This is a genomic window from Saccharibacillus alkalitolerans (assembly GCF_011090185.1).
GTDB lineage: Bacteria > Bacillota > Bacilli > Paenibacillales > Paenibacillaceae > Saccharibacillus > Saccharibacillus alkalitolerans.
The window spans coordinates 1-20693 of record NZ_JAAFGS010000006.1; the positions used below are offsets into that span (position 1 = coordinate 1).

Below are 20693 nucleotides of genomic sequence, written 5' to 3' on the forward strand. Positions count from 1 at the left end.
CGCGGCTCTGTTGGCCGCGCTGCGCGAGCGCGCGGCCGCTTCCGCCGCGGCCGCCTCAGCCACGGCCGCGGACGGGCCGTCGCCCGCGAACGAGCCGGCCGACGGAGCGCAGGGCTCCGCGGCGCGGGGCTTCGCTTCGCCCTCGGCCTTCTGGGCCGTCGGCGAAGCGTTCGACTCGCTGAGCCGTTTCGGCGCGGCTTACCGGCAGCTCCGGGAGCTGCTGGAGACCCGCTTTTACTTTCCGGACCGCAGCCTGATGCTGCCGGAGGAACTGCCGGAACCCGGCGAACCGCTGCCGGCGTTCGATTTGCGGCGGTTCACGGAGGAGATCAAACGCGAGCATTTCGGGGAAGCGTTTCGCGATCTGCGCGAATACGCGGCGCGGATGGTGGGCGATTACCGCTCGACGCCGGTCGGATTGAAGTCTTTTTTCGGCAATATCGTATTCAACCTGATCACGCTGCTCGGCAATATGGATTACGACGCGGCCGACCTGGACGAGGCGAAGTACGGCTTTTTCCGCGAGATCGAGGAAGCGCGGGATGCCCCGTCGGCCGTGCTGCTGCTGGAGCGGTTTCTTCGCCGGGCCGAGGAAAAGGTCGCCGAGCAGGCCGAACAGCCGGGAGGCGCGAGCATGAAGAAGCTGCTGGCTTATATCGACGAGCATTACGCCGAAGCGCTGAGCCTGACGGGACTGGGGAGACATTTCCACTTTAATCCGTCGTATCTGTCCAGCTATTTCGCGTCGCACAACAAGGAAGGCTTCAGCGAATATCTGAACCGGATTCGGGTAACGAAGGCCGAAGAACTGCTGCGCGAGGGCGAGCTGAGCATTTCCGAGATCAGCGGCCGCGTCGGCTACTCGGACCCCGGCTATTTTACCAAAGTGTTCAAAAAGCATACCGGCTTCTCGCCGAGCCAGTACCGCAGGCAGCATCCGGCGGAACGTTGAGAAAGCGCGGGCAAGGAGGCTCAATCATGAAAGCATACTGGCGCCGGTTCCATGCGCAGCGGCTGTTCGTCAAGCTGTTCCTGGTCATGGTCGTCAGCACGGTGACCGTCTGTATCGTCACGTCGCTCGTCACCATCCGCATGTCGGAACGGCTGTTCACGGAGACGTTCGGCATTACCAATTCCAAAGTGCTGAACCAGATCCGGACCGGCATGGAATCGTTCAACGATTCCGTCGTCAACGCCGCTTCCTACGCCGCGCTGAACGGAACGATCAAGACCTATCTCAGCGGAGGCGAAGGCGATTCGGTCCGCATGGCTTCGACTTATTACGGCATGAACCAGCAGATGAAAAGGGTCAAATCGAACGTCGACGCCTACAGCGTCGGCTTGACGGCGGTCGGCGTCAACGGACGGAATTATTCGACGGACCGCAATTATTGGCCGGTGCCCGAAGACCGGCTGGTGGGGCATCCGCTGTCTCAGCGTACCGAAGCGGAGCCCAAACGGCTGCTCTACCAGTACGACGAAGAGCGCGACGAGACCGGACGGAGCGTTCCTTATGTCGTCGCCTCGAAGGCGCTGATGGAGCGCACGACCGGCTTTATTTACGGCGACCTGTACATCTCGATCCGCGAAGACGAATTCCGCCGCTTCTACGGCAACTTTACGAGCGCGGGGAACGACGTGCTGATCCTCGACGATTCCGGTCGCATCGTCTCGAGCAACCGCACGGAGCTGATCGGCACCGTGTCGAAACAGCTGCTGGACTACGCGGCGCCTTCGGCGGAAAACGAGGAAGTCATCCGCCGCAATACCGACGTCTTCGGCCGAAGCTCCATTTTGCTGTCCAGCTATATCCCCGAATACGACTTTTATCTCGTGAATCTGATCGACCGCGATTACGCCGCAGGCAAAGTCGTCAATCTGCGCGATCTGGTGCTGGTCGGCGGCCTGATCGTCGGCGCGGCGCTGCTGCTCGTCTTCCTGATCACGCGCCGGCAGACCCGCTCGCTGACCGTGCTGGTCCGGCAGATGTCCACGGTCACGGAGAAAAACTTCGACAATTACGTCCGCGTGACGGAATCGTCCGGCTACGAGGTGCAGGAGCTGAGCCGGGCGTACAACTACATGCTGGACGAACTGAACGACTATATCGCCCGGCTGCTGGAGACGCAGAAAGAACGGCGCAACGCGGAACTTGCGGCGCTGCAGCGGCAGATCAATCCGCATTTCCTGTACAATACGCTCGCGTCGATCAAGATTCTGGTGCAAAAAGGCGACAAGGACGCGGCGGCGGAGACGATCAACGCGCTCATTTCCCTGCTGCAGAACACGATCAGCAACGTCAGCGAGACGGTCACGATCGAGCAGGAGCTGGAGAACATGCGCAATTACGTGTTCATCAACCATGCCCGCTACGGCGACCGCATCCGGGTGAACGTGTTCGCGTCGCCGGACTGCATGCATTACCGGGTGCCCAAGCTCATCATTCAGCCTTTCATCGAAAACGCCTTTTTCCACGCATTCAACGAAAAGCCGAGCGGCATGATCTACGTGCTCGTCTCGCAGTCCGACGGCAAGCTGATCTGCGAAGTCAGCGACAACGGCGACGGCATGGACGGGGCGCAGGAATGGACGGGCAGCGACAACGGCGCCGCGCTCCCGAATTCAAAAAGCAAACGTCAGCTGTTCACCGGCATCGGCGTCCGCAACGTGCATAACCGGATCACGCTGCTGTACGGCGAGGAATACGGCATCACGATCGACAGCCGCAGAGGGGAAGGCACGAAGGTGCGCATCGCGCTGCCGCTCATTACGGAGGAGACGTAGGAGACGTAAGACGGAGTGGAGGAGGCGTAAAACGGAGTGTGAAAAGGACGGAGCAGGCCAGGCGGGAGCGAGAACGGGAACGAGGACGGAATAGGGCGGGGCGAACCGTCTCTATTTCCGTATCCGTATCCGTCTACGTCTCTGTCTTTGTCTCGCGGCTCGCCCGACCCTCTGACGAAAGATAAATAACTGCAATAGAGCAGCTATTCGGCCGGAAAAAGCGGATATGGCGGAAATAGATGCGATAGAGCAGTTATTTTCGTCAAAAGGGCCTCCAAACGCGCTGAAAAAGCGAAATAGCTGCTCTCCCGCATCTATTTTCTCGAAAAGCCTTCGAATGGCGGAAATAGCTGCTCCTCCGCATCTATTTTCTCGAAAGGTCTTCAAATGGCGAAAATAGCTGCTCTTCCGCATCTATTTTCCCGCTGTCTCTATGAGGCGCGTCTTTCCCCGCTCTCCCGCAGCCGCCGATCCGCGCCGGCGGAGCAGCAAAGCGCGCGCCGAAAGGTCCGGCGGCCGTGTCTTCGGACTCGGCCTTTTTTAACGCAGTCTTTTCGCCCGGCCGGCAGCTGCCCGTTAACCGATCAATCGCTCGCCGACCGTCCATCCCGCCCGTTCGCCCGCCAAGCGGTCGCACCGAGCAAGCAAAACTTAAAATTTTACCCTTATCCAAATTTATTCCCAATGATAACGCTACCATTTTCGCGACATGCAATGATTTCCCCATTCCGCACAAAGATATTCCTAACCTCCGCCGAAATAGGAATGCTAAGATAATTCTCGTAAAGCAACCGCTTTCATATCTAATTATTACGGATTAACAGGGAGTCAGACCTATATTACGGACGGGAGATGAATGCAAGATGAAAAAATGGAAAAAGCTTTTGCTGCCTTTGGCGGCATCCGCACTGATGCTGTCGGCGTGCTCCGGCGGAGGCGGGGGCGCAAGCACCGCGGCCGGCGGAGATAGCGGATCGGGCGGATCGGACAAAAAAGAAATCACGATCTGGGCCTGGGACCCGAACTTCAACATCGCGGCACTGAACCTGGCCAAAGAAAAATACGCCAAGGATCATCCGGACGTGACGATCAATATCGTCGAGAACGCGCAGGCGGACATCGTGCAGAAGCTGAACACCGGCCTGAACTCGGGCACGACGAAGGGACTGCCGAACGTCGTCCTGATCGAAGACTATCGCGCGCAGAACTTCCTGCAGGCTTACCCGGACGCGTTCCGCGACATGTCGGACAAGATCAAAGGCGCCGACTTCGCGGACTACAAAGCGGGCCCGACGAGCTTCGACGGCAAACAGTACGGCATTCCGTTCGACTCCGGCGTAACCGGCCTGTACGTCCGCACCGATTATCTGGAGCAGGCCGGCTACACGGTCGACGATCTGACGAACATCGATTGGGACCAATACATCGAGATCGGCAAAAAGGTCAAAGAAGCAACCGGCAAAGACATGCTGACCCAAGATCCGAACGACCTCGGCACGCTTCGCGTGATGCTGCAGTCGGCAGGCTCGTGGTATCTGAAGGAAGACGGCGTAACGCCTAATATCGCCGGCAACGCCGCTTTCAAAGAAGCGCTCGAACTGTACAAAGCGATGTTCGACGCGGACATCGTCAAGCTGAACTCCGACTGGAGCCAATTCGTGGCCGCCTTCAACAGCGGGGACGTCGCTTCCGTGCCGACCGGCAACTGGATCACGCCTTCGGTCAAGGCCGAAGCTTCGCAATCCGGCAAATGGGCCGTCGTGCCGATTCCTCGCCTGAAAGACACGGCGGGTTCGGTCAACGCTTCCAACTCCGGCGGCAGCTCGTGGTACGTCATGAACGTGGACGGCAAAGACGCGGCGGCCGACTTCATGGCTGCGACGTTCGGTTCGGACAAAGATCTGTACCAGGAAATGCTGGACAAGATCGGCATCATCGGCACGCTGAAATCGGCTTCCGAAGGCGAAGCGTACGATAAGGCGGACGAGTTCTTCGGCGGGGAGAAAGTCTACGCGGACTTCGCGAAATGGACGACCGAAGTGCCGAACGTCAACTACGGCCTGCACACTTACGCGATCGAAGATATCCTCTCCGCGGAAGTTCAGAACTACCTGAACGGCAGCAAAGACGTCGACGCGGTCATGAACGATACGCAGGCTCAGGCCGAAGCGCAGTTGAAATAAGGAACGCGCGGCCGCAGGAAAACGAGAGCGCGGCGCCCTACGGCGCCGCATCCACTTTCCCGCAGGCAGACGCTTCCTGTCGTTCGAAGATTCGGCGGACTTTCGGCATTTCGTCCCACCTTTATGCGAATGCGGACTCCGCCGGCTTTTCTTCAGCGGTAAACCTGTCAGGCAAGCGGCGAACTCCCGTCGTGCGTTGTGCCTTCAAGCCTTTTGCGAAAAGGGCTTGAATGTACACCGTGGGCGCGGGGCTTCTTCCGCCATATCTTGTTATGCACTTTTCGCCGATCTATCGCGTCACCCTACGTCAATCCAAGGAGGAATGCCGGATGAAAACCGCAGATTCCGCAGCCGGTCCGGGCAGCGCCGATAGCCGGACGTTCCGTTCGAGCCGCAGCCGCCGCTTCCGATCGGGTCTGGTCGGCTGGCTCTTCGTCGCCGCAGCCGTTATTTTGATCGCCGCGTTCTACTTCTATCCGATGATCCAGGCGCTGATCCTGTCGTTCCAGACGGGCACGGGCATCAATATGAAATTCAACGGTCTGGGCAATTACGAAAGGCTGTTCACGGATAAAATCTTTTTGACCGCAGTCGGCAATACGTTTATTTATTTGCTGTTCCAAGTTCCGATCATGATCATTCTGGCGATGTTCTTCTCCGTGCTGCTGAATGACCGCAACTTGAAATTCAAAGGATTTTTCCGTACCGCGATCTTCCTGCCGGCGATCACGTCGCTGGTCGCGTATTCGATCGTGTTCAAGTATCTGTTCGCGCCGGACGGCCTGGTGAACGCGATGCTGATGAACATTCATATCATCAGCGCGCCGATCCAATGGATTTCCGATCCGTTCTGGGCGAAAGTCACGATCATCATCGCCATCACCTGGCGTTGGACGGGTTACAACATGATCTTCTATCTGTCGGGTCTGCAAAACATCGACCAGTCGATCTACGAAGCGGCCCGCATCGACGGCGCTTCGGCCATCCGCCAGTTTTTCAGCATCACGATTCCGCTGCTGAAGCCGATCATCCTGTTCACGTCGATCACGTCGACGATCGGCACGCTGCAGCTGTTCGACGAAGTCATGAATATCACGAAAGGCGGTCCGGGCAGCGCGACGACCACCATCTCGCAGTATATTTACAACTTGTCGTTCAAGTATTCGGCCGACTTCGGCTATGCGGCGACCGTGTCGTACTCCATCGTGATCATGATTATTATTCTGTCGTTCATCCAATTCAAAGTGGCAGGTGATCGAAATGCTTAAAGCGAAAAGAGCGTCCATGTATCTGTTCCTCAGTCTCGCGGCTTTCGTCTCGATCTTCCCGTTCTTCTGGATGATCGTCAGCGCGACGAACCGGTCGGTCGACGTGACGCAGGGCCGTCTGCTGCCGGGTTCGCATCTGCTCGATAACCTCCGCAATCTGACATCGAGCGTCGATATCTGGAACGCGATGGGCAACTCGGCCAAAATCTCGATCACGACGACGCTTCTGGCGATGCTGATCGCGTCGCTCGCGGGCTACGGCTTCGAGATCTATCGCAGCAAAGCGAAAGACGTCGTCTTCTCGATCCTGCTGCTGTCGATGATGATTCCGTTCGCCGCGCTGATGGTTCCGCTGTACCGCATGTTCGGAAAGATCACGAATTTTTTCCCGACGTTCGGCATCGATACGCCGGCGGCGGTCGTGATTCCGACGTTCACGACGGCGTTCCTGATCTTCTTTTTCCGCCAGAGCACGAAGATGTTTCCGCGCGAACTGCTGGAAGCCGGCCGGATGGACGGGTTGTCCGAACTGGGACTGTTTTTCCGGATCTACCTGCCGACGATGAAAACGACTTACGCCGCAGCGGCGATCATCACGTTCATGTCGAGCTGGAACAACTACATGTGGCCGCTCGTTATCCTGCAGACGCCGGAGAATCAGACGATTCCGCTGCTGATCTCGAACCTCGGTTCGGGCTACTCGCCGGACTACGGCCTGATCATGATGGCGATTGTCATCTCGACAGTTCCGACGGCGCTGGTGTTCTTCCTTATGCAGAAGCATTTCGTTGCGGGAATGGTGGGGTCGGTGAAATAACCGATTTCGTTTTGGGAAAACATGAACGGGCTTACGGGATAATGTCGTTCGGATCGCGTGTTGAAAATGGGAAACTTCGATTAGAATCCAACAAGGAGGTTTCCCATTTTCAAAGGCGAAAGCTTGCTTTCTTTGTTGAAATGGATTATTTTGAATGAGTATAGGTTGAGTATTCGCAAAGCATGCGGACGTCTTCTTTCCTTATTAGGGGAGAAATGCGTCCGCTTTTTTGCGTGCTTTGGATAAGTTAAATGATAGAAATGTTCTTTGACAACAAAAAATGGGACTTTCCCAATTCGTACAACCAAGCGACAATAGAAGAAGTGCCTGTCGGAGTTATTGGATGCAGATCAAAGAAGGGGGACAAGGAAATGAATAAGAATTGGAAAAAATGGGGAGTTAGTTTGTTGGGGGCTGTATTCGTGGCAGGCGCTGTTTGGGGAAGCAGCGCCGCCCCTTCCGCAAAAGCCGCTACATCGCAAGCCTCGCAGTTTACCGACGTGAAATCCACTCACTGGGCCTACAGCGCCGTGCAGCAAGGCGTCGCCAAAGGCTACGTCGATGGCTACACCAACGGCACGTTCAAACCGGACGCTTCGGTCACCCGCGCCGAATTCGTCAAAATGGTGGTTGCCGCGATGAAACTCGACGTCAAAGAGACGTCGGGAAAATGGTACATCCCGTATGTCGATGCCGCGACGAACAAAGGGCTGTACGAGGCAAACGACTTCGCCAACGCCGAAGCGGCCTGGAACAAAGTCATGACACGCGACGAAATGGCCCGCGTCGCCGCCCGCGCAATCGGCGAAACATCGAAAGAAGACGACAAATGGATGTATCTCGCGTCCAAAACCGGTCTGATCCAAGGCGTTGGAAAAGGCCAAATCGCACCGGAAGGTCTGACCACGCGCGCCCAAGCCGTCGTGATCATCGAACGCATTCTGTCGAAGAGCGCCGGACAAGACCTCAACGTCGATCGCTACGCCGTTGGAGCCGCCGAAATCCTGTGGCACGGCACCAACATCTTCACCGTCATGCCGGAAAAGTTCGCGACGCCGGAGTCGGATTGGAAAAATAAAGGCAAATCGTCGGTCGAAGAAATGTGGAACGAGAAGGCCATGACACTGACATCAAATGATGGTTTGTATCAATCTAAGTTGGACGCTTTGGTCGCTATCGACATGGCCGATCCGAACGATCCAAACCGCGCACTACTGGGTGACATTAACACATTGAAATGGTTCAATAACAATTACAACGTAAAAAATCTGATGGTTAAAAATCAGAAAGATACGTATGTGCTGTATTTTAAAAGCACTCAGGTATTCAACAAAGATAAAACTAAATATCTGAACAAACCTTTCGCTCAATTCGAAGTTCGAGGTTTTAATAGCCCCGATATTAAAGAATTTTTTGCTGGAACGTTAAACAAAACAGCTCGGGTTTATCGAAATGAAGTTGGTGATGTACCCGCTACAATTCTCCCAAAACGCGGCACGGTTCAAGGTCTCAGCGATATACTCATCATGCTTCAAACGCCGACTGACGCAAAAAATCTGTATAAAGAAGTCGATTTGCTCAGAATGCGGGGACTCAACTAATGACATCAACCCGACAACGAAGAAAAAAAATGACGTTTGTCGGACTCAGTACGCTGCTTCTTACCAGCAGCGTACTGAGTGTTTTTTTTCCACTCCAAGGACAAGTTGAAGCAGCTCCAATCAAAAAAGAAATTGTATACGCCGGGAATGATAAACCCAAACCTCTACCCGATCGAGGCGCAGTTTGGACAGGCAAAACACCTCAAGCTACAACCGAAACGATCAGCGAAGACGCTGGTAGTGGGAAGAAAATTCAAAAAATTGTGTTTTATAAAGGAACCGAAGCTGTTAAAACGATTGACGTTAACGCTCAGACATATCGAGGTTCCGAAACATTTGTGGGCGAAGCACTTGAAGTCAACTCAATAGAAAACGGATCGGCCGGGTCTTGGTTCGCGTGGACTCGAACTATTTTGAGCGGATGGACAGCCGGAGGTGAAGGTGAAACCTGGACTGGCCAAGGCGACGTCCCTGTTGGTTCTGAACAAATCACAACTCAAAATAGCGGTGAAACATACAATCGTACGTACAAATCGGCACCGGGTAGAAAAATCAAAATGATAATTCAATACCCGATTAGTAACCCGTTCAAAGCTAAGATAAACGGGGTCGATGTACGAGTGCCCATCGCTCAAATTGACAATCGCACAAACATCGTACAAACAAATAACCCTCAACTCCCTTCAAACGGAGCTAAAGTCGAACCGTTGTACGACAAAGAAGTATCCAACCGAAGTCTAGGTATTTCAGGTCTAGGACACCCAACAACCAATATCGAATCTATACTTGTAGGACTGAACCCTAGAGAAACACCCGGCGCTACTCGCGATCTGACATTTGCGACTATCACATTCACACAAGAGCATGATGATAACACGCAGCGCTATTATGTCGAAAAAAACTCTGACGGTTCTATGCGACCCTATAACAAAAACCCTGAAAACGCACAAATTACAGCATTTTACTATGCAGCGTATCAATTTGTTGCAACATCGGTTACGTACCAATATCCCGACCATTATTGGGTCTACACCGAACCCGGTGAACCTACAGAGCCGCCGCCAACGGGCGGCGATTACGAATGTTCCATTACCGATGGGCGCGTAATCGAAGGCGAAAATATGAACCCGCAGGCAAGCGCCGTGATCAAAGCCGATCAGCGGGACCGTGAAATCTTCGATGTACTGCAAGGGATTCCAACGTCCGAAAGTTTATACGGCAACGTATTGGCCAACAGTTATCTGCACCAATACAAGTTCCAAGAAAAAGTCGGAACCTGCACGTATAACTTAACGATTCGGGAAACCTATGATTTATCATGGGTCGAGAAAACACCAAATCCAAATGCACCGCCTGCCACAATCGACAATCCCAAAACCGACACGGATTACAAAACGTATGATGTCTCGGTCGTGCGAAACTTTTCGTATTGGGTGGTAGACAAACTCGGCGTCTACCAAATCGACAGCGCGGAGCTGAAAAACTACGCCTTCCAAGGCGAAAGCATCACGATCCATCCGGCCGGCTATACGCCGCCAAATGTCGTTTTGGATCGAAAAGCAAAATACGATGAGTTCAAAGGACCGTTCAATCTCGATGCCGGCAGCAAGCCGGTCGGTGGACCAAGCTATACCAGCCGTCCCCCACTGCCTGACAATCAAGGGGCCATGCAGGCCTTTGCCGAAGCGCAAATTCGTCAGGTGAATGTCAACAACGATAAATTGACATTCAACGGTCAAACCATCATGAGCGATGCGGTCGCCGTGCGAAAAACGCAAGACCCGCAGCGCTTACCCGAACCGCAAATCATCAATCGCGACGTCTTGTACAGTCCGAACCATATGATTCCGATGACCAAGACCAATCGCATGGCCGCCGCAAGTATGGGAACGATCTCGTATATCGGTCTGGATGCCAACTACGAAGCCCCAGACGGCGATACGTACCCGATTCCGAACATCAACCCGGTAACGGTGCATACCCCGGTCGTGAACTACTCCAGCGCCTCTGACGATGCGGCGCATAACCAAAAGACCAATCCGAGTTACGGCCGCATGGCCTTTATCTTGGATCGACCGTTCACGATTACCATGCCGACCAGCGGACAGCATCAGAACTATCCGGGCTACGGCAACCGCGATTACGCCAAATACTTTAGAAGCAAAGAAGTCTACTTCCCCTTCGACGTGTATTCCGGCGATAAATCGCAGTTCTATCCGAAGAACACCTGGATCAATATTCCGGTGTCTCAGATCACCACGACGTTCTTCCTGCCCGTTTGGGTCGATGAGGGGCACTACACCGTCTATTACCGAAACATCGCCGAGAACGCCCCCGGCGTCTCCCCTACGCAGCAGGATGCAAACTTCGATCTCGCTAACCACGTAGCCAGCGATACGGTGGATGTAGACGTGATCGGTCGCCTGTATGATTTCCATATCACCGACATCGCCGATTACAACTGGGAAATGGTCTTCCGTACTCAAAAAGGCAGTGCCGTCCATACAGGGAACACCTACTGGACCGGACTTCACGGAATCGATGGAGCGGCTCGCGGCAACACCTCGCCGTTCACCCTGCCGATTCTTCCCGGCAGCAACCCGCTCGAAGGCATGAAAAACATCGCAGTCAAGACCGGCTACCATATCAAGTTCGACCTGAAGACCAAAGGCAATATGTTCGGTAAAACCGACGGCATCCGCATCACGCCAAGCTTCACCTTTGTAAGCAAAGACGGCAAGACGCAAACGCCTGTCGATCTGTATTACAACGACGATCACCGAACCTTCATCAAAGTCGGATCGCTGGAAGACACGGAAGAACGCTACGTGATCTTGAACGATCGCCTGCGCAACGTACCCGAGGAGGAATTGACCGATACCGCAAGGTATAAATACGACAATTACTACACCTTTGCGGAGATGAACAGCGTCAGCCGCGATATGTTCATCAGCGACTACATCCGCCGCTTCACCAAAGCAAAAACGCCGATCGGCGGTTTTGATCTCCTGCTGCTGCCGGAGCAAATCCGCACGCTGATCGGACCGAAGGCCAACCTGCCGGGTTCGGTCGATTTGGCGCGCGCCAACGCGGCTGTGCAGAAGTGGTACGGCCATTACAGTCTGCCCGGCGATCCGTATGTCGTGGCTCAAGGGACGAATCTGGCCGAATACGGACGCACGCACAGAGGGCTGACCAAGCGAGATCCCATATTCCTGCGTGACGGCTATATTATTTTGAACTTCAACATCGAAAGCATTCGCAACGGTAACTTGGCCGCACCGCATTTGCAGTACATCAATGCCCCCCTGATGAACCAGTGGGCGCTTGAGGGCTTCAAACGCAGCGTGCAGGATTCGTGGAAAAATACGTTCACTCTGCAAGACGGGGATATCGTTTTCTTCAACGCGGACAAGTCCTACAAAGATGATTTCCAAGTTGAAGTTAATCACTAACACGAGCAGCCATGCAGCAAACGGAGTGTTTCCATAATGGCGCAAACGTTATATTTAGCCGCAAACGGAGACTTTCAAACCGAAAACCAGAACTGGAAAAGTTTAATTGCATTTTTGTTTATTTTGCAATCAGGCGGGTACAAAATCAGAGAACAAGAATTGCGAGGCAAGTCATTCAATTTGGAGGTGCTTCAAGATGGCGACGAAGGAACTGGCTCTGCACGAGAAACTCGAAATCCACGAACTCGTAATCCTGAAAACATCCTGTGTCACCAAAGCCGTAGCGATGTCGGGACTGGTTCAAGACGACAAGCTCAAAGCGCTGATCGAAGAAGACATCGAAAATTCCGCGCAGGCGATCGACGAACTGAAAGCACTTTTAATCAGCTGAGGAGGGATTACGCATGGCTACCCCGAAATCGATGACGAAAGAAACGCTGGTCAAAGCGGTAACGCCGATGGACGATCTGGCGATTGCCACCGATATGCTCCTGTCCGCCAAGACGGCGGTGCGCACATACGCGGTCGCGCTGACGGAAGCGGCTTCGCCGAAAGTACGCAAAGTGCTCAAAGCCCAGCTGGATACGGCGATCAAAACGCACCAGAAAATCGCCGATTACATGATCGAGAACGAAATGTATCATCCGTATGATATCGACGAGCAGGTCGAACACGATATGAAAAAGTCCGAAATCGCGACGAAGCTGGTCGAGACGAAGTAAGAGGCGGCTTCAGCAAGCGACGAAAGATCCGTTCTCCGTCAGGAGATACGGGTCTTTTTTTGTTTTTTCGGGTAGAGGTCGGAAAGGAAGGTCGGTACAATAAAAGAGAAACACTGTAAGGAGCGGAGGGAAATAATGGGCTGCGATATTGCGCTTTACTGCGAAGGACGCCTGGACGGAAAATGGATCAATATCGACCGCTGGTACAGACGGAGCGGTTGGCCGGAGATCAAGGTCATGAAAGGGGAAGGCTTCAGTCTCGTCGACCTGATCGACGGGGCGCGGGATTACGGACTTTTTTATTTGTTGGCCGGCGTGCGGGGGAGCGATGAAACGAGCAGTTATCCGCCGATCGCGCCGCCCCGGGGACTGCCCGACGAATGGGACGCCCTGCTGGCGGAGGAGTACGACTTCCGGGACATGCCCGACAACGTCAATGTCCATCACGTCTCCCACCTGACGCTGCGGGAGTTGAAGGAGAGCGGATACGGCGAACCGATGCCGCTTCGCGGCTGGGTGGACGAAGCGGAATACGAAGAGATGATCCGAAGGACGGCCGCGGGGCGGAAGTACCAACTGGGCTTTTGGGACGTCAAAGCCGGGAACTTCGAAAGCCGCGGCTGCGTGCTGCGCGAGTGGAACGGTTACCTCAATCTCAACCTGACTTCCATGATCGAGAAGATGGAAAGGCTGAAAAAAGAACGACGGATCGCGAGCGACGACGAGGTCCGAATTGTGTTTTGGTTTGACAATTGAACGCGAAAGGCCGGCCTTCTTTTAATAGAAGACCGGTCTTTTTTCGATTTACAGAAGATTAACACGAGGCTGATACCGGTCTGATTGTTTCCTTTTAACATGAGGAGGTGATGTGGGAACGGTCCCACAAGAGGCGATAGGCAAGACGGAAAGCAGAAAATTCCGAAATACGGAAGGCGGTAAGGCGTTATGGAACTGCTCGACATTCAAGGAAGCGTCACGCCGGAAGAGTCCCGGACCCATATTCGCGTCCCTCTCGAACTGCACGAAGGCTGCGGCCGCTTGAACGTCCGTTTCGAGTACGCGCCGAAAAATCTCGAAGATCGCGAGCGGGCGCTGGAACTGCTGAAGGAAAGCTACGATTTATACATACTGCCGGAGCAGCGGGAGCAGGCCGTCGCCCGCGCCGACCGGCATCTGCCTTTGAAGAATCTGATCACGCTGTCCTTCGACGGCCCCGACGGGTATCGGGGAGCGTGCCACCGCCACGACGAAGTCCAGGAGCTGTTTCTGGCTTCGGGCGAAGCTTCGCCGGGTCTCATGCCCGGCAGGCTCGAAGCGGGAGAGTGGAACGTGACGCTCAGCCTGCACTGCATCGTGACGGCGACCTGCGAGTATCGGCTGCGGGCCTGGACATCGGAAAGGGAGGAGTCGGCATGACCTGGATCGCCTGCGAACTGCATACGCACACGCTGCACAGCGACGGAAGGCAGACGCTGCGGGAATTGGCGGAAGGAGCGGCCAAACTCGGCTTCGGCGCGATCGCGCTGACCGATCACAATACGATGTCCGGCCTGGCGGGCAAAGCGGACATCGAGCGGGAATTCGGGCTGACGATCATCCCCGGCATGGAATGGACGACCTTTTACGGTCATATGGTCACTATCGGGCTGAGCGAGTTTGCCGATTGGCGGCAGGCGGGACGAAGCGATATCGACCGGGGAATCGCGGAAGTGCACCGGCTCGGCGGCATCGCGGGCTTGGCCCATCCGTTCCGGATCGGCAGTCCGGCCTGCACCGGCTGCTTCTGGGAATACGAAGTCGGCGATTGGAACGCCGTCGATTACGTCGAAGTCTGGTCCGGCACGTTTCCGTCCATCAAGACGGACAACCGGCGCGCGTTCGGGCTGTGGACGGACAAGCTGAACGAGGGTTACCGCATCGCGGCGACCTCCGGCCGGGATTGGCACGCGCAGGAAGAGACGGACGAGCCGGTGTCGGTCACGTATCTGGAAATCGAAGACGAAGGCGGCGAGAGCGGGGCGGCTTCCGCGGCAAGCCCGGATTCCGGAGCGGCCGAGCCGAGCCGGTTCGGTGCGGAGACGCAGCCGGAGGAAGTCGGACGCGGCGCATCCTCCGCGGCGGCGCTCGCCGAAACCCGGCTGATCGAGGCGCTGCGGCAGGGACGCGTTTCCGTCACGATCGGGCCGCTGCTGACGATGGCGCTGGAATCCGGCGGCGAGCTTTGGTCCGTCGGTTCGTCGGTGCCGGCGCGCGTCTCGGCCCGAGCGGCTTCGGCCGCCCCGACCTCGGACGTCCCGGCTTCTGTCGGGAGCCAAGGCGAAGAAGCCGCCGATTCGGTAGAGGCGGCCGCGATCCGCGTCAAGCTGTCGCTGGACTTCTCGGTCCGCCGCGGATTATGGACGCTGGACGATCAGGTCTTCAAGCTGAAGCTGCACTCCAATCTGGGCGAGGAGCTGAGCCTGGACGCGCCGTTCAAGGCCGCCCGGCCGGAGGAAGTCGGCGTCGGCGCGGCGGAGAGCCGAAAGGCTCTGCTCGAACGCGGAGCGCTGCCGGCTGCACCCGGGGTCGGCACCGCCGAAGAGCCGCTGCGGCTCGATCTGGAAGCGGAGCTTCCGACGCCTGCCGCGGACTCGCCCCGTTCATGGCTTCGCGCCGAATTATGGGGAACGGCCCGGGGCGCCTACACCCGGATCGCTTTTACCAACGCCGTTTATTTCGAGCATGAGGAAGGGAAGAATCGCCTATGAGAGAGTTCCCTTTGATTACGGCCCATACCGGCTGCATGGGGCATCCCGCGCATTCGCTCGAATCGCTGTGCGCGGCTTTGAAGCTCGGCTGCGACGTGTACGAAGACGACATCCGGGTCACCCGGGACGGCGTTCCGGTGCTGGCCCACGACGACGAGATGCCGCTGGCCGGCGGACGCCGCGGCAGCCTGGCTGAGATGACGCTGGAGGAACTGAACGACGCGTCGACCGCTCCCGTGCTGGAGCTTGCGGACATGCTGGGCTGGATTCGCACGGCGGGCCGGGTGATGAACCTCGATATCAAGAGCGACGAGGCGCTCGAGCCGGCTTTTTCCCTGGTCAAAAGGCTGGAGATGACCGAGCGCGTCTTCCTCAGCGGATGCGGATACGGGCGGGCGCTGCTGGCGGAGCGCTCCGGGATCTCGCTGCGCAAACTGCTGAACGTGGACATCGACAGCTTCCTGCATTCAAGCTACGGCGAAGCGGTCCGGCAGGCCTGCGAAGAAGGCCGCTCGGCGGGATGCTTCGGGCTGAACGTTCCGTATCAGGCGGTACGGCCCGAGCTGCTGGACGCCGCGCGGCGGAACGGACTGGCCGTCTACGTCTGGACGGTCGCGGAAGCCGGCGACATGCGGCGCATGGCGGAATGGGGCGTCGATTCGATCACGACGCGCGATCCGGCGCTGCTGCTGTCGGTTCGGGAAGAGATGACGAAGGCGGAGGAGAGCATGGATTGAACACGAAGCTGAATTACAGTCTGCGGGAGCTGGCGCAGTTGGCCGGCGTATCGAAATCGACCGCCTCGCGGGTCATTTCCGGCAACGGCTACGCGAGCCCCGAGGTGAAAGAACGCGTGCTCAGGGCGGCGGAAGAGCTGCGCTACAAGCCGAGCGCCGTCGCCCGGGCGATGGTCGCCAAGCGAACGCACAATATCGGAGTGATCGTATTCCGCGACAAGCTCCCGATCGTCTCGCATACGCTGTACGGGAAGATCGTCGACGAGATCCTGATGGCCGCGGAAGAGCTCGGCTACTCGATCTTCCTGAAGACCGACCGGGAAATGTCGCTGCGTTCCATGGATTATATGCTGGAGCAGCGGGTGGACGGCTTGATCCTGATCAGCCGCCTGCGCAAGAACGTCATCGACTACGTCAAAAACTTCAACATTCCGTACCTGATGGTCAACGGTTCGGCGGAAGATCCCGACGTGGTCCATCTGGTCAGCAACGACGAAGCCGGCGGAGAGCGGGCGGCCGAGCATCTGCATGGGTGCGGGCATCGCAAATTTTTCATCGCCGCCGGTCCCGGCGAGCATCGCAGCCATTCGCTGCGGCTGACGGGCTTTCTGCGCAAGTTGGAAGATTTGGGCGTTCCGGTTCCGGCCGGAAGCAGGCAGAACCGCGCCGAACGCGGCGCCGCGAGCCCCGATACAGAAAGCGCGGACCGAGGGAAGATGCTGCCCGGCCTGGAGACCGAGCGCTTCGATGCGGAGCCTATCGATGCGGACCCGGTCGCTGCAGAGTTTGCGGATGCGGAAGGGATCGCTGCAGAATCGGCGGATGCAGAGCGGCTCGCCGCAGGGCCCGCCGACGCCGCCGTGACCGTCGCCGAGTCGCCGGAGTCCAGCTTCGATTTCGGCGTCCGACTGATGGAGCGGCACTATGAAGCTTTCCGGGCCGGCGGCTGTACCGCGCTGTTCGGCACCAACGACATGCTGGCGCTGGGCGCCATGAAAGTGCTGCTGGAACGCGGCGTCCGCGTGCCGGAAGAAGTCGCCGTCATGGGCTACGACAACACGGACCTCAGCGGCATGTACCATCCGTCTCTCACGACGGTCAGCGTGGACGCGGCCGGCATCGGCCGGGACGCGGTCGCGATTTTGGACCGGATGATCGGGGGCGAAGCGGACGTGCCGAGGCTGATCGAATACGAAAGCGAAGTGATCGTCCGTCAATCGACGACAGGAGAGGAGAACGCAATATGCTCTGGTACTGGAAACATGTAGGACCGAGAAGAATTGTCGAATTTATTCTGCTGACGATCTTCGCGATCTTTTTCGCGGGACCGCTCGTCAACCTGCTCGTGCTGGCTTTCAGCGAGAAGTGGAATTACCCGAACGTGCTGCCGCAGATCTGGGGATTCAAATGGTGGGAGTTCGTGCTGGCGAAAGACGATATCGTCTCGTCGATCTCGCTGTCGTTCCTCATCGCGACGCTCGTGACGCTGCTGTCGATCGTCGTCTGCATTCCGGCGGCGTACGCGTTCGCGAGACTGCAGTTCCCGCTCAAGCGGATGTTCCTGTTCTCGTTCCTGCTGACGCACGCTTTTCCGAAAATGGGGCTGTACGTCTCGATCGCGGTGCTGTTTTACCAGATCGGACTGATGAATACGCTGCTCGGCGTCGTGCTGATCCACATGATCAACGTGCTGATGTTCATGACCTGGATTCCGACCGCCGCTTTCCGCAACGTGCACCGGGCCCAGGAGGAATCGGCGCGCGACGTCGGGGCGAGTCCGTTCAAAGTGTTCCGCAGCATCACGCTGCCGATGGCCATGCCGGGCATCGTGGTCGCTTCGATCTTCACCTTCCTGAACTCGCTCGACGAGGCGCAGGGGACGTTCCTGGTCGGCATTCCCGATTTCAAAACGATGCCGATCGTCATGTACTCGATCATTTCCGACTTTCCGAGCAGCGCCGGCGCCGTCTTCTCGATCATCCTGACGCTGCCGACGATCATCCTGCTCGTGGCGGCGCAGCGTCTGGTGAGCGCGGACGTGCTGGCCAGCGGTTTTCAGATGAAATAAAGATCGGGCGAAAAGGCGCAATCAAGCTCCCGAATCAAGCTTCCGAGCGAATAGGAGGAGAAACATGCAGCTGTCTGTACGAGAATTGGCGAAGCGCTACAAGACGGGCGACGGAGTCGGCGGAATCAATATCGAGATCGAAAAAGGCGAGCTGGTCACGCTTCTCGGCCCGTCGGGCTGCGGGAAAACGACCGTGCTGCGCAGCATCGGCGGATTTCTCGAACCCGACTCCGGCGATATTCTGATCGAAGGCAAAAGCGTCATCGGCCTTCCGCCGGAAAAGCGGCCGACCTCGATGGTGTTCCAGAGCTATAACCTGTGGTCGCATATGTCGGTCTACGACAATCTGGCGTTCGGCCTGAAGATCCGCAAGATGCCGAAAGCGGAAATCCGCGGCGCGGTGGCGGATGCGCTGAAGCTGGTCCGTCTGTCGGGCTTCGAGAAGAAATACCCGGCGGAGCTGTCCGGCGGCCAGCAGCAGCGGGTCGCGCTGGCGCGGTCGCTGCTGCTCAATCCGGCGGTGCTGCTGCTGGACGAGCCGTTCTCGGCGCTCGACGCCAAGCTGCGGCACGAAATGCGCGAAGAGCTGCGGGAGATCCAGACGAAGACGGGGCTCACGATGGTATTCGTCACGCACGACCAGGAAGAAGCGCTGTCGCTGTCCGACCGCATTATCGTCATGAATCACGGGCGCATCGAGCAGATTGCTCAGCCGCATCAGATTTACGATGAGCCCGCTTCCTTATATGTCGCCGGCTTTATCGGCAAGATGAATTTCCTGGAGGGGGTGGCGGAAGAGGGAGGCATCCGGATCGGAAGCCTGGTCCTGCCGAACGGCAAAGAGCTGCGCGGCAGAGTCACGGCGGCGATCCGACCGGAAGACGTGCAGTTGAGCGCGAACCACGGAACGGAAGGCGTGTTGAAAGGCAGAGTCAAGCAGATCATGGTACTGGGGCATTACGCCGAAGTCACCGTCGAGTTGGCGGGATACGGCATCATTCGCGCGTTCCAGAGCAAAGAAGCGATGCAGCGGCTGCAGGCAGGGCAGGAAGTCGGCGTCTCGATCTCGAAACTGACCGGATTCCCGGTCGAAGAAGCGAAAGCGAACTGAGGAGGAAAAATAAATGCGCATGAAAAAGTCTTGGTTAACGTTGTTGTCCGTAGCGGGATTGTCCGCGTCGCTGCTGGCCGGGTGCGGAAACGGGAATGAAAGCAAAAGCGCGTCCGCCGAAGGAAGCGCCGCCGCGTCCGGCGAACCGACTTCCTTCAACTTCTACTTTACCGGTTCGCAGAACGTGAAGGATCTGTGGGACACGCTGGAGCCGATGTTCGAAAAAGAGCATCCCGAGATCGACGTGAAGCTGGTGTACATTCCGTCCGGCACGGGAGCGGAGCCGACCTACGACCGGATCGTCGCGGCCAAAAAAGCGGGCAAGGGCTCGGGCGACATCGATCTGTACGAGGACAGCATCGCCTACGTCTCGCAGGGCGCGAAGGAAGGCACCTGGGAGCAGCTCAGCGGAGACGATATCCCGAATCTGAGCAAGGTCAATTCCGATACCATGAAAGACGTGGACAATTACGCGGTGCCGTACCGTTCTTCCGCCGTCGTGCTCGCTTACGACAGCAGCAAAGTCACGAGTCCGCCGACCACGCTGGACGAACTGATCGACTGGATCAAAGCCAATCCGGGACAGTTCGCTTATAACGACCCTTCGACGGGCGGTTCGGGCAGCTCGTTCGTGCAGACGATCGTGTACAAAGACCTGCCGGAAGAAGACATCCACAATTCCGACCCGGCGATCATGGAGAAGTGGGCAGCCGGCTTCGACACGCTGAAAGAAATCGGTCCGTCCGTGTACGGCGAAGGCATCTATCCGAAGAAAAACCAGGGCACGCTCGATCTGCTGATGAACGGCGAAGTGTCGATCATCCCGGCCTGGTCCGACATGGTGCTCCAGCAGCTGAACGAAGGCCTGCTCCCGGACACGATCAAAATGCAGCAGATTACCCCGGGCTTCAACGGCGGTCCGACTTACCTGATGGTCAACGCGGAATCGGATAAAAAAGAAGCGATCAACACGTTCATCGACTACGTGCTGTCGCCGGAAGCGCAGGCGGTCGTCGTCGACAAAATGAACGGCTTCCCGGGCATCGAGCTGTCCAACATGTCGCAGGAAATGCAGGACAAGTTCGCCGGCGTATCCGAAGGCTTCCGCACGTTCAATATCGGGGACCTGGGCACGGAAATCAATAAACGCTGGCAGAGCGACGTCGCCGCGCAATGAGTTCCAAAAGCGTAATCCAGGCA

The 20693-nt window shown here is 56.9% G+C and carries 17 protein-coding genes; all 17 read left to right on the plus strand.

The window, feature by feature from the left end; genetic code table 11:
* Positions 1 to 952: helix-turn-helix transcriptional regulator (locus GYN08_RS16355; RefSeq protein WP_166276201.1), on the plus strand; the 952-nt coding region annotated here is incomplete at its 5' end.
* 26 nt (positions 953 to 978) lie between these two features.
* Positions 979 to 2784 carry a cache domain-containing sensor histidine kinase gene (locus tag GYN08_RS16360; protein WP_166276204.1) on the plus strand — a complete coding sequence of 602 codons (1806 nt, stop codon included), beginning with the start codon at positions 979 to 981 and terminating at the stop codon, positions 2782 to 2784.
* A gap of 863 nt (positions 2785 to 3647) precedes the next feature.
* Positions 3648 to 4967 (plus strand): extracellular solute-binding protein, encoded by a 1320-nt coding sequence (locus GYN08_RS16365; protein ID WP_166276207.1) that lies wholly within the window; start codon positions 3648 to 3650, stop codon positions 4965 to 4967.
* Between the two features lie 329 nt (positions 4968 to 5296).
* Positions 5297 to 6235: a carbohydrate ABC transporter permease gene (locus GYN08_RS16370; RefSeq protein ID WP_166276210.1), complete on the plus strand. Its 939-nt coding sequence runs from the start codon at positions 5297 to 5299 to the stop codon at positions 6233 to 6235.
* Positions 6228 to 7052, plus strand: coding sequence for a carbohydrate ABC transporter permease (locus GYN08_RS16375; protein ID WP_166276213.1), 825 nt, complete (start codon positions 6228 to 6230; stop codon positions 7050 to 7052). Before GYN08_RS16370 ends, GYN08_RS16375 begins: the two co-directional genes overlap by 8 nt.
* Positions 7053 to 7423: 371 nt before the next feature.
* Positions 7424 to 8653 (plus strand): S-layer homology domain-containing protein, encoded by a 1230-nt coding sequence (locus tag GYN08_RS16380; protein ID WP_166276216.1) that lies wholly within the window; start codon positions 7424 to 7426, stop codon positions 8651 to 8653.
* On the plus strand, positions 8653 to 12108 hold the full coding sequence (locus GYN08_RS16385; RefSeq protein ID WP_166276219.1) for a DUF5704 domain-containing protein: 3456 nt from the start codon (positions 8653 to 8655) through the stop codon (positions 12106 to 12108). The genes GYN08_RS16380 and GYN08_RS16385 overlap by 1 nt, the downstream gene beginning before the upstream one ends.
* A 196-nt stretch (positions 12109 to 12304) precedes the next feature.
* Entirely contained in the window at positions 12305 to 12499 is a 195-nt protein-coding gene (locus tag GYN08_RS16390) for a spore coat protein (protein ID WP_166276222.1), read from the plus strand.
* A 13-nt stretch (positions 12500 to 12512) separates the two neighbouring features.
* Positions 12513 to 12830, plus strand: a complete 318-nt coding sequence (locus tag GYN08_RS16395) for a spore coat protein (RefSeq protein WP_166276225.1) — start codon at positions 12513 to 12515, stop codon at positions 12828 to 12830.
* A gap of 135 nt (positions 12831 to 12965) precedes the next feature.
* Positions 12966 to 13586 (plus strand): hypothetical protein, encoded by a 621-nt coding sequence (locus tag GYN08_RS16400; RefSeq protein ID WP_166276228.1) that lies wholly within the window; start codon positions 12966 to 12968, stop codon positions 13584 to 13586.
* 189 nt (positions 13587 to 13775) lie between these two features.
* Positions 13776 to 14246 (plus strand): hypothetical protein, encoded by a 471-nt coding sequence (locus tag GYN08_RS16405; protein WP_166276231.1) that lies wholly within the window; start codon positions 13776 to 13778, stop codon positions 14244 to 14246.
* Positions 14243 to 15577: a CehA/McbA family metallohydrolase gene (locus GYN08_RS24085; RefSeq protein WP_166276234.1), complete on the plus strand. Its 1335-nt coding sequence runs from the start codon at positions 14243 to 14245 to the stop codon at positions 15575 to 15577. Before GYN08_RS16405 ends, GYN08_RS24085 begins: the two co-directional genes overlap by 4 nt.
* Positions 15574 to 16314 (plus strand): glycerophosphodiester phosphodiesterase, encoded by a 741-nt coding sequence (locus GYN08_RS16415; protein ID WP_166276237.1) that lies wholly within the window; start codon positions 15574 to 15576, stop codon positions 16312 to 16314. The genes GYN08_RS24085 and GYN08_RS16415 overlap by 4 nt, the downstream gene beginning before the upstream one ends.
* The gene (locus GYN08_RS23780; protein ID WP_235946346.1) at positions 16311 to 17582 is read left to right on the plus strand and encodes a LacI family DNA-binding transcriptional regulator; all 1272 of its coding nucleotides are present in this window, start codon (positions 16311 to 16313) and stop codon (positions 17580 to 17582) included. Before GYN08_RS16415 ends, GYN08_RS23780 begins: the two co-directional genes overlap by 4 nt.
* The gene (locus GYN08_RS16430) at positions 17558 to 18382 is read left to right on the plus strand and encodes an ABC transporter permease (protein WP_166276240.1); all 825 of its coding nucleotides are present in this window, start codon (positions 17558 to 17560) and stop codon (positions 18380 to 18382) included. The genes GYN08_RS23780 and GYN08_RS16430 overlap by 25 nt, the downstream gene beginning before the upstream one ends.
* A gap of 64 nt (positions 18383 to 18446) precedes the next feature.
* Positions 18447 to 19493, plus strand: coding sequence for an ABC transporter ATP-binding protein (locus GYN08_RS16435; protein ID WP_166276243.1), 1047 nt, complete (start codon positions 18447 to 18449; stop codon positions 19491 to 19493).
* A gap of 13 nt (positions 19494 to 19506) precedes the next feature.
* Complete coding sequence (locus tag GYN08_RS16440; protein ID WP_166276246.1) at positions 19507 to 20670, plus strand: extracellular solute-binding protein; 1164 nt, start codon at positions 19507 to 19509, stop codon at positions 20668 to 20670.
* Positions 20671 to 20693 lie beyond the last annotated feature (23 nt).